General features: G+C 62.1%; 12 protein-coding genes. 5 read left to right on the plus strand and 7 right to left on the minus strand.

Features of this window, described 5'->3' with window-relative positions; translation table 11 throughout:
• Positions 1 to 1,350, minus strand: a complete 1,350-nt coding sequence (gene rlmD / locus ACJ8M3_RS14330) for a 23S rRNA (uracil(1939)-C(5))-methyltransferase RlmD (protein ID WP_046688236.1) — start codon at positions 1,348 to 1,350, stop codon at positions 1 to 3.
• Between the two features lie 66 nt (positions 1,351 to 1,416).
• Between rlmD and barA the strand changes: the two genes are divergently transcribed.
• Positions 1,417 to 3,570 (plus strand): two-component sensor histidine kinase BarA, encoded by a 2,154-nt coding sequence (gene barA / locus ACJ8M3_RS14335; RefSeq protein WP_442514700.1) that lies wholly within the window; start codon positions 1,417 to 1,419, stop codon positions 3,568 to 3,570.
• Positions 3,571 to 3,638: 68 nt separating this feature from the next.
• Here the strand turns inward: barA and degP are convergent, their stop codons facing one another.
• On the minus strand, positions 3,639 to 5,081 hold the full coding sequence (gene degP, locus ACJ8M3_RS14340; protein WP_033641869.1) for a serine endoprotease DegP: 1,443 nt from the start codon (positions 5,079 to 5,081) through the stop codon (positions 3,639 to 3,641).
• Between the two features lie 181 nt (positions 5,082 to 5,262).
• Entirely contained in the window at positions 5,263 to 6,780 is a 1,518-nt protein-coding gene (gene dgt, locus ACJ8M3_RS14345) for a dGTPase (RefSeq protein WP_033641868.1), read from the minus strand.
• Between the two features lie 129 nt (positions 6,781 to 6,909).
• On the opposite strand from dgt, the gene mtnN reads away from it, so the two are divergent.
• Genes mtnN through ACJ8M3_RS14360 form a run of 3 tightly spaced genes read left to right on the plus strand, consistent with a single transcriptional unit; the run spans position 6,910 to position 9,033 of the window.
• A complete protein-coding gene (gene mtnN, locus ACJ8M3_RS14350) occupies positions 6,910 to 7,611 on the plus strand; it encodes a 5'-methylthioadenosine/S-adenosylhomocysteine nucleosidase (protein WP_019455094.1) in 702 nt (233 codons plus the stop codon).
• A gap of 1 nt (position 7,612) precedes the next feature.
• Positions 7,613 to 8,419, plus strand: a complete 807-nt coding sequence (btuF, locus tag ACJ8M3_RS14355; protein ID WP_046688235.1) for a vitamin B12 ABC transporter substrate-binding protein BtuF — start codon at positions 7,613 to 7,615, stop codon at positions 8,417 to 8,419.
• Positions 8,419 to 9,033 carry a TRIC cation channel family protein gene (locus ACJ8M3_RS14360; protein WP_033641866.1) on the plus strand — a complete coding sequence of 205 codons (615 nt, stop codon included), beginning with the start codon at positions 8,419 to 8,421 and terminating at the stop codon, positions 9,031 to 9,033. The genes btuF and ACJ8M3_RS14360 overlap by 1 nt, the downstream gene beginning before the upstream one ends.
• A 164-nt stretch (positions 9,034 to 9,197) precedes the next feature.
• Here ACJ8M3_RS14360 and erpA read toward each other — a convergent pair whose 3' ends face one another.
• Complete coding sequence (gene erpA / locus ACJ8M3_RS14365; RefSeq protein ID WP_033641865.1) at positions 9,198 to 9,542, minus strand: iron-sulfur cluster insertion protein ErpA; 345 nt, start codon at positions 9,540 to 9,542, stop codon at positions 9,198 to 9,200.
• Positions 9,543 to 9,631: 89 nt separating this feature from the next.
• On the minus strand, positions 9,632 to 11,071 hold the full coding sequence (clcA, locus tag ACJ8M3_RS14370; protein ID WP_033641864.1) for a H(+)/Cl(-) exchange transporter ClcA: 1,440 nt from the start codon (positions 11,069 to 11,071) through the stop codon (positions 9,632 to 9,634).
• Positions 11,072 to 11,245: 174 nt separating this feature from the next.
• Here clcA and hemL point away from each other — a divergent pair, with 174 nt between their 5' ends.
• Entirely contained in the window at positions 11,246 to 12,535 is a 1,290-nt protein-coding gene (gene hemL / locus ACJ8M3_RS14375; protein ID WP_015376661.1) for a glutamate-1-semialdehyde 2,1-aminomutase, read from the plus strand.
• Positions 12,536 to 12,597: 62 nt separating this feature from the next.
• Here the strand turns inward: hemL and ampE are convergent, their stop codons facing one another.
• Positions 12,598 to 13,452, minus strand: a complete 855-nt coding sequence (ampE, locus tag ACJ8M3_RS14380; protein WP_033631795.1) for a beta-lactamase regulator AmpE — start codon at positions 13,450 to 13,452, stop codon at positions 12,598 to 12,600.
• Complete coding sequence (gene ampD / locus ACJ8M3_RS14385; protein ID WP_025301585.1) at positions 13,452 to 14,048, minus strand: 1,6-anhydro-N-acetylmuramyl-L-alanine amidase AmpD; 597 nt, start codon at positions 14,046 to 14,048, stop codon at positions 13,452 to 13,454. The genes ampE and ampD overlap by 1 nt, the downstream gene beginning before the upstream one ends.
• Positions 14,049 to 14,064 lie beyond the last annotated feature (16 nt).

Raw genomic sequence — 14,064 nt, forward strand, 5'->3', positions numbered from 1 at the left:
CTACTTTGCAGCGACCTCTGGCGCGCGCTCGTTGATAAACAGCGCCATTGATTCAAGATGCCCCGTGTGCGGAAACATATCCAACATCCGCACGCGCGCAAGACGATAACCGGCGTTCAACAGCACTTTGCTGTCGCGAGCCAGCGTGGTGGGGTTACAGGAAACATACACCACCCGCGCCGGCGCCAGTTTTACAATGTGTGACATCACCCCGGCCGCACCGGCGCGGGCGGGATCCAGCATCACCTTATCAAACCCTTGTGCTGCCCAAGGTTGCCGCTCAACGTCGTCCTCCAGATTCTCATGGAAGAACGACGCATTATTCAGCTTATTCTTATGTGCATTATATTGCCCATTCGCTACCAGCGTGGCAACACCTTCGATGCCCACCACCGCAGCGGCGCGGCGCGCCAGCGGCAGGGTGAAATTCCCCATGCCGCAGAACAGGTCCAGCACCCGATCATTGGGTTGAATGTCGAGCCATTCAAGGGCCTGCGCCACCATTTGTTGGTTTACGGCGTCATTGACCTGAATAAAGTCGCGCGGACTGAAGTCTAAGCGTAGCCCGTCAACCTGATAATACGGCGTTTCACCGCACAGTTTTTCCACCCGATCGCTGTCCGGCGCCAGATAAACGGCGACCTTTTCCCGCTCGCCAAACGCCAACAGCGCCTGGCGATCCGCCTCTTTCAGGGCATCGAGATGGCGCAGCACCAGCAGCGGACCATTATCCGCCAACACCAGCTCCACATGCCCCAGCCGCCGCACCGCCTGCAGCCCGCTCAGGCAGGCGCGCACCGGCGCCAGCAGCTGTTCCAGCTCCGGGCGCAGCACCGGGCAGTGCTCCACCGCCACCAGCTCGCTGGAGGCCGCCTGTCGAAACCCCATCATCAGGCGCTGCAGCTTCGGCTGCCACGCCAGGCTCAGGCGGGCGCGGCGGCGATAGCCGTATTCCGGGCCGGCGATCACCGGTTCCTGTTGCGGGGTTACTCCGGTTTCGCGGGCGATCATGCGCACCAGCGCCGCCGCCTTGCTCTGCTGTTGCAGCGCCTCATCCGCATGTTGCTGCTGGCAGCCGCCGCACACGCCGAAATGCGGGCAGCGCGGCTCCACCCGCTGCGGGCTGCGGCTCAGCAGGCGCTTGAGCTTGCCTTTGGCGAACTGGCGCTTGTCTTCGGTCAGCTGGATTTCCGCCTGCTCGCCCGGCAATACGCCCGGCACGAACACCGCTTTGCCGTCGTGGCGCGCCACGCCCTGGCCGAAAGTATCGAGATCGCTCACCGTCACGGTGAAGATTTGTGAGCTCTGCCGGGTCGTCACGCGGCGTTTGGGAGAGTAGAATTGCGCCATATTTGTCGATTGTGTGCTGGTTCATTAAGCTAGTGTCAGCTGTCAATTCTCCCACATTGGAATCCCATGACCAAATACAGCCTGCGTGCGCGCATGATGATCCTGATTCTGGCCCCGACCTTGCTGATTGGTTTGCTGCTCAGCACCTTCTTCGTGGTGCACCGCTATAACGAGCTGCAGGAGCAATTGGTCGACGCCGGCGCCAGCATCATCGAGCCGCTGGCGGTAGCCAGCGAGTACGGCATGACGTTCCGCAGCCGCGAATCGGTCAGGCAACTGGTCAGCCTGCTGCACCGCCGCCATTCGGACATCGTGCGTTCGATCACCGTGTTCGATGCGCAGAACAACCTGTTCGTCACCTCCAATTATCACCACAACTTCGCTCAGCTGCAGTTGCCGAAAGGCGTGCCGTTGCCCACCGAACTGATGCTCACCCGGCGCGGCGATTCGCTGATCCTGCGCACGCCGATCCTGTCGGAAAATCAGTATCCGGATGAAACCGCCGACGGCGGCAGCCACCCCGACAACAACCTGGGCTATGTGGCGATCGAGCTGGATCTGCAGTCGGTGCGGCTGCAGCAGTATAAAGAGGTGTTCGTCTCCACCCTGCTGCTGCTGCTGTGCATGTGCATCGCCATCCTGTTCGCTTACCGCCTGATGCGCGACGTGACCGGCCCGATCCGCAACATGGTGAACACCGTCGATCGCATCCGCCGCGGCCAGCTCGACAGCCGCGTGGAGGGCTACATGCTCGGCGAGCTGCACATGCTGAAGAACGGCATCAACTCGATGGCGATGTCGCTCACCGCCTATCACGAAGAGATGCAGCAGAACATCGATCAAGCCACGTCTGACCTGCGTGAAACGCTGGAGCAGATGGAGATCCAGAACGTCGAACTGGATCTGGCGAAAAAACGCGCGCAGGAGGCGGCGCGCATCAAGTCCGAATTCCTGGCCAACATGTCGCACGAGCTGCGTACCCCGCTCAACGGCGTGATCGGTTTTACCCGCCAGATGCTGAAAACCGATCTGAGCGCGACCCAAACCGACTATTTGCAGACCATCGAGCGCTCGGCCAACAACCTGCTGACCATCATCAATGACGTGCTGGACTTCTCCAAGCTGGAGGCCGGCAAACTGGTGCTGGAGCATATTCCGTTCGCCCTGCGCGAAACGCTGGACGAAGTGGTGGTGCTGCTGGCCCCCAGCGCCCATGACAAAGGGTTGGAGCTGACGCTGGATGTGCACAACGACGTGCCGGAGCAGGTGATCGGCGACTCGCTGCGCCTGCAGCAAATCATCACCAACCTGCTGGGCAACGCCATCAAGTTCACCGAAACCGGCAATATCGATATTCGCGTCGAGCTGCGCAAACAGCTGGAGCGCCGGGTGGAAGTGGAAGTGCAGATCCACGACACCGGCATCGGCATCTCCGAACGCCAGCAGTCGCAGCTGTTCCAGGCGTTCCGCCAGGCGGACGCCAGCATCTCCCGCCGCCACGGCGGCACCGGGCTGGGGTTGGTGATCACGCAAAAGCTGGTGAAGGAAATGGGCGGCGACATCTGCTTCCACAGCCAGCTGAATCGCGGCTCGACCTTCTGGTTCCACATCACGCTGGATCTGAACGAGGGCATGCTGTCGCTGGCGCCGAACCTGCCGGACCTGAACGGCAAAACGCTCGCCTACATCGAGTCCAACCCGACGGCGGCACAGGCGACGCTCAACATGCTCAGCGTCACGCAGCTGGTGATCACCCACTCGCCGACGCTGGGCCAGCTGCCGTCAGGCCATTACGATTTCCTGCTGGCCGGCGTGCCGATCCCGTTCCGCGACAACATGGCGCAGCATCAGGACAAATTGTTGGCCTCGCTGAAGCTGGCCGATCGGGTCATTCTGGCGCTGCGCCAGGCGGCCAATAAACCGGATCTGGCGCGCGATCTGCTGCAAATGCTGCTCGATTTCCTGCCGCAGGTACGCGAACGGGTGCAGGCGCTGCTCGAGGGGCAACACGACGACGAGATCCTCGACCTGGTCCATAAGCTACACGGCAGCTGCAGCTACAGCGGCGTGCCGCGCCTCAAGCAGCTGTGTTTCTACCTCGAGCGGCAGCTGCGCCAGGGCATCACCAACGACGAGCTGGAGCCGGAGTGGCTGGAGCTGTTGGATGAGATTGAACTGGTGATCCACGCGGCGCGCGCGCATCTGGCGCAACCGGCCTGAATCCTCAGGCCATAATGCAAAAAGGCACGCCGTAGCGTGCCTTTGTTGCTTTTAGCGCCTGACGTTTATCACTGCGCCAGCAGGTACAGCTGGCTATCGCCGCGCTGAATATTCAACGCCAGCACCGACGGTTTGCTGTCGAGGATTTTACGCAGCTCGCCCAGGTTCTGGATCGGCTGTTGGTTCACGCCCAGGATCACGTCGCCCTTTTTCAGGCCGATGCGTGCGGCGGCGCTGCCGGCTTTCACGCTGTCGACCTTGACGCCTTTCACGTTGCCGACCTGGGTATTGCTCAGCTCGGCGCCTTCAATGCCGGTGTAGATATTGCCCGAGGCCACCTGGGTCTGCGCGCTTTGCTCCAACGTGACGTCAATCGTTATCGGCTTGCCGTCGCGAATAATGCCCAGCGACATCTTGCTGCCGACCGGCAACGTGCCAATCTCTGCCCGGAACGAGGCGAAGCTGGAGATGGCCTTGCCGTTCATGGTGACGATCACGTCACCGGCCTTGATGCCCGCCTTCGCGGCGGAAGATTTCGGCATTACCTGGCTGACGAAGGCGCCGCGCTGCGCGTCGACCTTCATCGCCTTGGCCAGCTCCGAGTTCAGCTCGGTGCCCATGATGCCCAGCTCGCCGCGTTTCACCTGGCCATACTCGACCATTTGCGCCGTCAGGTTTTTCACCATATTGCTCGGAATGGCGAAGCCGATGCCGATGTTGCCGCCGTCCGGCGCCAGGATCGCGGTGTTGATGCCGATCAGCTCGCCGTTCAGGTTAACCAGCGCGCCGCCGGAGTTGCCGCGGTTGATTGCCGCATCGGTCTGGATAAAGTTTTCGTAGTTTTCGATGTTCAGGCCGCTGCGCCCCAGGGCGGACACGATGCCCGAGGTGGCGGTTTCACCCAGCCCGTACGGGTTGCCGATCGCCACGGTGTAATCGCCGACGCGCAGCTGATCGGAGTCCGCCATCTTGATCGCCGTCAGGTTCTTGAAGTCTTTCAGCTGGATCAGGGCGATGTCGGAACGCGGATCCTTGCCGATCACTTTGGCGTCGAAACGGCGGCCGTCGCTCAGCTGCACCTGGATCTTGTTGGCGTTGTCCACCACGTGATTGTTGGTCACCACATAGCCCTTGGCGGCATCGATAACCACCCCGGCGCCCAGCGCCTGGAATTTCTGCTGCGTGCCCTGCGGCTGCTGGCCATCCGGTCCGGGCTGTTCAGCGCCCTGACACATCGGCGAGCCCTGGAACGGTGAACCGTCCTGGCAGAACGGCGAATCTTCACCGAAGAACTGTTGGAACTGTTGCGGCATGCGCGGCGTATTGACCGTGGTGCTGCCCTCAACGTTAATGCTCACGACGGAAGGCATCACCTTCTCCAGCATCGGCGCCAGGCTCGGCAACTGCTGGGTGCTGGAAGACGCGGTTTCAGCGGCGCTGGCCGTAACCGGGCCCATCGCCATACCGATGCTGAATGCCAGTGCGCTCAGAACTAATGCGGTTTTTTTCATCTGTGTGTCTCTTATAAAGTCGTTCAAAAAAGAATGGCTGTCTTGCGTGCTTATTCAGAGTTAATTAATAGCCCGAAGTTCCGGCACAGATGATTGGCAATAGTAAACAAATATTGTTCGTCTTTACAAAACTCGAGACAGCCAACCGGTTGGAATTGCTGATAATTATTCCTCCGCTTAATTATTCCGCCGCCATTAATCGACGATATTCATCATAGGCATAAAGGTCGGTCATTCCGCTGATATAGTCCTGCAATAAACGCGCGCGGAAATAATATTCCCGAATGGTTTGCTGCTCCGGCGATAAATGCTGCAGCCCTTCTACCGCCTCCACATAAGCCAGCCGATGCTTGGTGGACAGCTTGTGGAACAGGCGCGTTTCGATCGGGTAAGCGCGATGGCTGTCCTCGCGCACCAACCGGCTGAAGTCCGCCAGCGACATCGCCAGCAGCGGGCTGTAAATGTCCAGCAGGCCGCTGATCACCCGGTAGCCTTGCAGCTCGAGCTGCTCGACCTCCGGGTGGTTGAACACGTGCTTGAACGCCACATTTTTAAATATTTTCAGCAGCTGATAGGCCGGGCTGGAATCTTCCAGCAGCGCCTGATTGAAACTGCCCTGATAAACCGCGTCAAGATTGTCGATAAAGCGCTGCGCCGCGTGCGGCACCAGCCGCGCCACGGTAAACACCCGCAGATACATGAAGAACTGATCTTCCGCGCTGCGCCGCGCGCCGCCGCGGTCGATCTTGCGAAACGCGCTGGCGACGGTCTTGTCGAACAGATCGCCCGGCGCCACCTCGCCCCACTCCTGAATCAGATGCTGATACAGCTGCTCGACGGTGAAAATGCTCTTCTCCACCGCGTCTTCCAGATCGGCCACGCAGTACGAGATATCGTCGGCGGCCTCCATGATGTAGGTCAGCGGAAAACGATCGAACTCGCCCATGTGCAGCTCGCGCCGCAGCCTATCGACAAAGGCTTCTTCCGCCAGATAATAGCCGGGCTTTTTCATCAAATAGCTGTGGCTGGCGGGGATGTCGCCCGCCCAATAAGCCGGGCGGGTGTATTTCAAAATGCAGCCGACCTGCGCGTAGGTCAGATTGAGTTTCAGCAGGCTGTACACCATGCGGATCGCCTGGGCGTTGCCCTCGAAATGGCTGAGATCCTGACGGATCCGGCTGCGCAGCCGGTTCAGATCGCTCTCCCCTTCATGCAGCCGCAGCGACGCGACCTGGCAGCGATCGTGACTGCCCGGCTCGCTGCCGCAGCTGGCAGGATCGAGCCGCTGGGTGAACCAGTCGTTGATCGCCGACTCGCCGAAGTGACCGAACGGCGGATTGCCGATATCGTGCATCAGACAGGCCATTTCCACGATGCTCTCAAACGGATCGAGCAGCCGGGTCAGGCCGAATTCATCGATCTTACCCGCCTGTTTGAAGCGGTTGAGGATCTCTTTGGCGATATGGCGCCCGACCTGCTGCACCTCCATCGAGTGCGTCAGGCGGCTGCGCACCGCCGCGTTGCGCTCCAGCGGAAACACCTGGGTTTTTTGCTGCAAACGGCGAATGGCGGCCGAGTTGACGATGCGCCCGCGATCGCTCTCGAACTGCCGCACGATGTCGTACTCTTCCTCGGCCTCGATCGGTTTGCTGAAAGGCCGTTGGAAGCTGATTTTTTGCTTGAAGTCGATCCCGGACATCTGTTTCTCCGCCGTTGCGCCCTGCCCCCGTGATAACAATTCCCGGCGGCGGATGCAACGCATTATCTCTGATACACAGCCATGATAGACTATGCCGCAATTCTCACGGCCAATCAGCGAGTGTTATTTATGAAAGTAGGCATCATCGGCGCAATGGAGCAGGAAGTCACCCTGCTGCGCGATCAAATCGAAAACCGTCAAACCATCCAGCGCGCGGGCTGCGAAATCTACACCGGCCAGATCGGCGGCGTTGAAGTGGCCCTGCTGAAATCCGGCATCGGCAAAGTCTCCGCAGCCATGGGCACCACCCTGCTGCTGGAGCACTGCAGCCCGGACGTGGTGATCAATACCGGCTCCGCCGGCGGCCTGGCCAGCACGCTGCGCGTGGGCGATATCGTAGTGTCGGAAGAAGTGCGCTACCACGACGCCGACGTCACCGCCTTCGGCTACGAGCCGGGCCAGATGGCCGGCTGCCCGGCGGCGTTCGTCGCCGACGACGCACTGATCGCGCTGGCGGAAAGCTGCATCAAACAGCTGGATCTGCACGCGGTGCGCGGCCTGATCTGCAGCGGTGACGCCTTCATCAACGGCGCCGAGCCGCTGGCGCGCATCCGCGCCACCTTCCCGCGCGTCGCCGCCGTGGAAATGGAAGCCGCGGCGATCGCCCACGTCTGCCATCTGTTCGGCACGCCGTTCGTGGTGGTGCGCGCCATTTCCGACGTCGCCGACAGCGAGTCGCACATGAGCTTTGACGAGTTCCTGGTGGTAGCGGCCAAGCAGTCTACGCTGATGGTCAACGCCATGCTGCAAACCCTGGCCAAGCGCGGTTGATGTGAGGCTGCGCTTCACCTCGGCGCTCTGGCTGCTGGCGTTCTGGCTAGCCCTGCCGGCCGGGGCCGCCCAGCGAGTGATCAGCCTGGCGCCCAATGCGACCGAACTCGCCTATGCCGCCGGCATGGGCGAGGTGCTGGTGGCGGCGAGCGCCTATTCCGATTATCCGCCGCAGGCCGCCAGGCTGGAGCAGGTGGCCTCCTGGCAGGGCATCAATCTGGAGCGGGTGCTGGCGCTCAAGCCGGATCTGATCCTCGCCTGGCGCGGCGGCAATCCGCAGCGCGTGCTGGATCAGCTCGCCGCATTCGGCATCCCGATCTTCTATGCGGACGCCGATAATCTCGAAGGGATCGCCGGCTTGCTGGATAAGCTGGCGCAATACAGCCCGCACCCGGACCAGGCGCATCAGGCCGCCGCCGGCCTTCGCCGTCAGTTCGCTGCTCTCAGACAACAGTACGCCGATAATCCTCCGCGACGCGTGTTGCTGCAGTTCGGCACCCAGCCGCTGTTCACCAGCTCCGGCGCCACGCTGCAGAGCCAGGTGTTGGCGCTGTGCGGCGCGCAGAACGTCTTCGCCGACAGCCGCACGCCTTGGCCGCAGATCAGCCGCGAGCAGGTGCTGGCGCGCCAACCCCAGGCCATCGTCATCACCGGCGGCGCGAAAGAGGCCGCCAATGTGAAAGCCTTCTGGGCGCCGCAGCTGCAGGTGCCGGTGATCGCGCTGAATGAAGACTGGTTCAATCGCGGCGGCCCGCGGCTGCTGTTGGCGGCGCAGCAACTGTGCCGCCAGCTGGCGGAGATCCGCTGATGCTGGTGTTCTGGTTGGATATTCTCGGTACGGCGGTGTTCGCCGTCTCCGGCGTACTGCTGGCCGGCAAACTGCGCATGGATCCGTTCGGCGTGTTGGTGTTGGGCGTGGTTACCGCGGTCGGCGGCGGCACCATCCGCGATATGGCGCTGGCCAACGGCCCGGTGTTCTGGGTCAAGGATCCCACCGATCTGGTGGTGGCGATGATCACCTGCGTATTGACGCTGCTGCTGGTGCGCCAGCCGCGCCGCCTGCCGAAATGGGTGCTGCCGGTGCTCGATGCCGTCGGGCTGGCGGTGTTCGTCGGCATCGGCGTCAACAAGGCTTTCGCGGCCGGTACCGGCCCGCTGGTGGCGATCTGCATGGGGGTGATCACCGGCGTCGGCGGCGGCATTATCCGCGACGTGCTGGCGCGCGAGATCCCGATGATCCTGCGCACCGAAATTTACGCCACCGCCTGTATCATCGGCGGCATCGCGCACGCCACGGCGTTTTACACCTTCAACATGCCGCTGCAACAAGCCATGATGCTGGGCATGGTCATCACGCTGGCCATTCGGCTGGCGGCCATCCGCTGGCACCTCAAGCTGCCCGCCTTTATTCTCGAACGCTGAGCCGCCGCCCTGCGGGGCGAATGCAGCCACGCGACGGCACAGCCGAATATCATCCACAGCCCACCGGCCCAGGAGAACGGCGTGGCAGTGATCCTCGTGGAGTGGTAGGCATAAAAAAACCCGCCGGCCGGAAAGCGAGCGGGTTGATATTCTGACAGGCAAACTCAGATGCTGAACGACGAACCGCAACCGCAGGTGGTTTTGGCATTCGGGTTGGTCACCACGAAGCGCGATCCTTCCAGCCCTTCGGTGTAGTCCACCGAACCGCCAACCAGATACTGCAGGCTCATCGGATCGACCACCAGCGCCACGCCCTGCTTCTCGATGGTCATGTCGCCATCGTTGACCTTGTCGTCAAAAGTGAAACCGTACTGGAATCCGCTGCAGCCGCCGCCGGTAATGTAAACCCGCAACTTCAGGTTCGGATTTTCTTCGTCAGCAATCAGGTACTTGACCTTGTTTGCTGCTGCCTCGGTAAATTGCAGGGGCAGTGCCGTTTCATCACTCATACTCTTTACTCCCAACATTGTTCAGCATCAGATCGCGACCAGGGCTGCCTGATTAATATTAACGATTATCCGATACCTGAGTGTTGCGTTCAAGTATTCACCGCATTTGTTGTATTTTCTTTACTTGTTTTCTCCGCCGCTTCCCGCGCCAACTGCGCCTCCTGCCGTTGCAGGGTGCGCGCCAGGATCGACGAATACAGCGGCTTGCCGCCGAGCAGTTGCGCCACCACCGTAGCGCCGAGGCAGGTGATGATCATCGGTAAAATCAGCTGGTAGTTGTCGGTCATTTCCAGCACCAACACGATACCGGTCAGCGGGGCGCGCACCGTGGCGGCGAACAACGCCCCCATGCCGGCGATGGCGAAAGTGCCCGCCTCGATGCCGTACTGCGGGAACAAATGCGCCCCCGCCAGCCCGAAGGCGGTGCCGAACAGCGTGCCCAGCGCCAGCATCGGCGCAAAGATGCCGCCCGGCGCGCCGGAACCGAAGCACAGCAGCGTGGTGAAGATGCGGGTAATGAAAATGAACATCAACATGCCGACGCTGTAATTGCCCGCCGCGGCGATCGGGATCAGCCCAAAGCCGCCGCCCGCCGCCTCCGGCTGGATCAGCCCCAGAATGCCGCACACGCCGCCGAGCAGCCCGCCCATCAGCAGCACATTGCGCATTCTGCCGCCGTGCAGGCGCGCGAACATGTCCTGAGTGCGAAAGATCAGCGCGTTGAATCCCACACCCACCGCGCCGAATATCGCGCCCAGCACCAGATAGAGCCACAAGGTGTTGATGGGCGCCGAGGCGAGTTTGCCGACCGCGATCACCGAGCCTTGGCCGTTGAACAGCTGGAACACCACGCTCGACATGATAACGCCGATAAACACCGCTTTAATCGAGATCAGGTTGTAGCGAAACTGCGGCCGCATCTCTTCGATGATAAACAGAATGCCGGCCAGCGGCGCGTTGAACGCGGCGGACAGCCCGGCGGCGGCCCCGGTCGCCAGCAGCGAATGGCGCGCCTCGGCGCCGCGAATGCGCAGCACGTCCAATACCATGCGCCCGACGTTGCCGCCCATCTGTACCGTAGGCCCTTCGCGCCCCAGCACCATGCCCGCCCCCAGCGTTCCCATGCCGCCGATGAATTTCACCGGTATCACGCGCCACCAGCGCACCGGCCGCAGCTCCTCCAGCGCGCCTTCGATCTCCGGAATGCCCGAACCGCCAGCCTCAGGCGCAAAGCGCCGCACCAGGTAATAACCCAGCGCCGCCAGCGCGGCGGACAAGATAAACGCCAGCGGCCACACCAGGATCCAGAAGTCGGCGACCTGCGCCAGCGAAGCCAGCCGCTGCTGCTGCACCCACTCCACCGCTTTATCGAAGGCCACGCCGAGCAAACCGGCCAGCGTCCCCACCAGCGCGGCCATCAACAGGATCGCCACCGGCGTTTTATCGCGGCGGATAAACTGGCGCACCGCATCGCTGCGGCTAAGACGCGGGCTCAACGTCCCGACTGGCTGTGATTGTGATTCTGTCATCGCGAGTGATTCGTCAGGTAATTTGTAATACAAATAGGCAGGGCGATAATTCTACCCCAACCCGGCGGCGGGCGCTGCCGTTAATGGTATCTGACTGTGATCGTTTCATAACGCGGCGCTCTCCTCTAGAATAGCGCGGTCAAATCATTCAAAAGAGAATCCAGGAGCCGATTTATGAGCCTACACAGCAAGTCCGAAAGTCTGTACGCCCAGGCGCAACAGTTGATCCCCGGCGGGGTAAACTCTCCGGTGCGTGCATTCACCGGCGTGGGCGGTGTGCCGCTGTTTATCGAGCGCGCAGACGGGGCTTACCTGTTCGATGCCGACGGCAAGGCCTATATCGACTATGTCGGTTCCTGGGGGCCGATGGTGCTGGGGCATAACCACCCGGCGATCCGCGACGCGGTGATTGAAGCGGCGCAGCGCGGCCTGAGCTTCGGCGCGCCGACCGAGATGGAAGTCAAAATGGCGCAGCTGGTCACCGAACTGGTGCCGACGATGGATATGGTGCGCATGGTGAACTCGGGCACCGAAGCCACCATGAGCGCTATCCGCCTGGCGCGCGGCTACACCAACCGCGATAAAATCATCAAGTTCGAAGGCTGCTACCACGGCCACGCCGACTGCCTGCTGGTGAAAGCCGGCTCCGGCGCGCTGACCCTCGGCCAGCCGAACTCACCGGGCGTGCCGGCCGACTTCGCCAAACACACCCTGACCTGCACCTATAACGATCTGGATTCGGTGCGCGCCGCCTTCGAACAGTACCCGTCCGAGATCGCCTGTATCATCGTCGAGCCGGTCGCCGGCAACATGAACTGCGTGCCGCCGCTGCCGGAATTCCTGCCGGGCCTGCGCGCCCTGTGCGACAAGTACGGCGCGCTCTTGATCATCGACGAAGTGATGACCGGCTTCCGCGTCGCGCTGGCCGGCGCGCAATCCTATTACGGCGTCGAGCCGGATCTGACCTGCCTCGGAAAAATCATCGGCGGCGGCATGCCGGTGGGCGCCTTCGGCGGCCGTCGCGAGGTGATGGACGCGCTGGCGCCGACCGGCCCGGTCTACCAGGCGGGCACCCTGTCCGGCAACCCGATCGCCATGGCGGCGGGCTACGCTTGCCTGACCGAAGTGTCGCAGGTTGGCGTGCACCAGACGCTGACCGAACTGACCGAGATGCTGGCCGCTGGCCTGCTGCACGCGGCGCAGGAAGAGAATATTCCATTGGTGGTCAACAACGTCGGCGGCATGTTCGGCCTGTTCTTCACCGACGCGCCGGCGGTCACCTGCTACCAGGACGTGATGCAGTGCGACGTGGAACGCTTCAAGCGCTTCTTCCACCTGATGCTGGAAGAGGGGGTGTATCTCGCGCCGTCCGCCTTCGAAGCGGGTTTCATGTCCGTGGCGCACAGCAAGGAAGACATCCAGCGCACCATCGACGCCGCGCGTCGCTGCTTCGCCAAGCTGTAATCCCGGCCGGATGGCCAAAAAGAAACGGGCGCCGAGGCGCCCGTTTTGTTTTTCACGGCGGTTTACAGCAGCGTGCCGTAAATGGTCAACAGCGCCACCACCACCACGATGATCATCGTCACCTTGCGCGCCAGCGTCACCGCCGCCCGCGGCGTTTGCACCGGGTCCATATGCGGATCGCGCGCCAGCGAGAACTGCGCCAGCCGCGTCAACACCTGATACGACGACGAATGCCGATCGCCGAGTGAGGCGAACCAGGCCGGCAACGCGCGCTCGCCGTGGCCGAACAACGCATAGGCCACCCCGGCCAAACGCACCGGGATCCAGTCCAGCCAGTTCAGCAGATGATCAATGCCCGACTGCGAACGCTCCAGCGGCGTATTGTGGCGCGCCAGCCAGGTTTGATAGGCGCGCAGGAAGGCATATCCCGCCAGCGCGATCGGCCCGTACGGCCCAAAGACCACGAACCAGAACAGCGGCGCCAGGTAATAACGGAAGTTGATCCACAGCAGCGCGTTTTGCAGCTCGCGCAGGCGCAGCTCTTCACTGCAGTCCACCGGCAAACCGTGGATCAACGCCAGCTCTTCCGCCATCTGATCGCTGGCATGGGTATCCCCCTGCCGCGCCGCTTTCAGGTAGGCGCGATAGTGTTTGCGCTTGATGCCGGCGCCGACGCACAGCAGATCGATGACGATCCACAGCAGCAGCGTCACCACGCCGAAGAATAACCCGTGCGACAACCACAGAACGCCCCAGACGATCACCATCCAGGCGGCGGTCATCGCCAGCGTCTGCGCCAGCGAAACCCGATGCAGCCGCTGAAATACCACTTCGAGGCGATGATCCAGCTGCCAGTGTTCCCCCAGCTTGAACAGGCGCTCCCAGGCCAAAACCAGCAACAGCGTAAACAGCGTCATTAGCGATTCCTCTCCCTTTTTCTTGTCTCAAGCATAGCGTCGGCGGGCGCGCCGCGTTGTTCCAGAGATGCCAGATAGCGATCCCAATCGAACGCCGGCCCGGGATCGGTTTTGCGGCCGGGGGCGATATCGCAATGCCCGGCGATATGCGCCGCCAACGGCGGATAGTGTTCGGCCAGCAGCGCGGTGACCGCCTGCAGCGTGCGATATTGCGCCTCGGTGTAGGCTAACTGGTCGGTGCCTTCCAGCTCGATGCCGATGGAGAAATCGTTGCACCGTTCGCGCCCCTGATACAGAGAAACGCCCGCGTGCCACGCGCGCTGGTCGAAGGGCACATACTGCACGATCTCCCCGTCGCGGCGGATCAGACAGTGCGCAGACACTCGCAGCTGATGGATCTCGGCGAAATAAGGGTGCTGCGCGGGATCGAGCGTGCCGGTGAACAGCTGGTCGATATAGGGGCCACCGAATTCGCCGGGCGGCAGGCTGATGTTATGGATGACCAGCAGCGAGGGCGGCTCGTCATCCGGGCGCCGATCGCAGTGCGGCGAAACCACTCGCGTCACCCCGACAATCCAGCCATTTTCCAACTGCATCAGACACCTCTCTGCG

This window comes from Serratia sp. CY55921 (genome assembly GCF_052167655.1).
In the GTDB taxonomy this organism is placed as follows: domain Bacteria; phylum Pseudomonadota; class Gammaproteobacteria; order Enterobacterales; family Enterobacteriaceae; genus Serratia; species Serratia ureilytica.

Bases quoted from the DNA above. Each gene is read 5' to 3' on its own strand.
- rlmD (WP_046688236.1), bottom strand. From the start codon at position 1,350: ATGGCGCAATTCTACTCTCCCAAACGCCGCGTGACGACCCGGCAGAGC.
- barA (WP_442514700.1), top strand. From the start codon at position 1,417: ATGACCAAATACAGCCTGCGTGCGCGCATGATGATCCTGATTCTGGCC.
- degP (WP_033641869.1), bottom strand. From the start codon at position 5,081: ATGAAAAAAACCGCATTAGTTCTGAGCGCACTGGCATTCAGCATCGGT.
- dgt (WP_033641868.1), bottom strand. From the start codon at position 6,780: ATGTCCGGGATCGACTTCAAGCAAAAAATCAGCTTCCAACGGCCTTTC.
- mtnN (WP_019455094.1), top strand. From the start codon at position 6,910: ATGAAAGTAGGCATCATCGGCGCAATGGAGCAGGAAGTCACCCTGCTG.
- ACJ8M3_RS14360 (WP_033641866.1), top strand. From the start codon at position 8,419: ATGCTGGTGTTCTGGTTGGATATTCTCGGTACGGCGGTGTTCGCCGTC.
- erpA (WP_033641865.1), bottom strand. From the start codon at position 9,542: ATGAGTGATGAAACGGCACTGCCCCTGCAATTTACCGAGGCAGCAGCA.
- clcA (WP_033641864.1), bottom strand. From the start codon at position 11,071: ATGACAGAATCACAATCACAGCCAGTCGGGACGTTGAGCCCGCGTCTT.
- hemL (WP_015376661.1), top strand. From the start codon at position 11,246: ATGAGCCTACACAGCAAGTCCGAAAGTCTGTACGCCCAGGCGCAACAG.
- ampE (WP_033631795.1), bottom strand. From the start codon at position 13,452: ATGACGCTGTTTACGCTGTTGCTGGTTTTGGCCTGGGAGCGCCTGTTC.
- ampD (WP_025301585.1), bottom strand. From the start codon at position 14,048: ATGCAGTTGGAAAATGGCTGGATTGTCGGGGTGACGCGAGTGGTTTCG.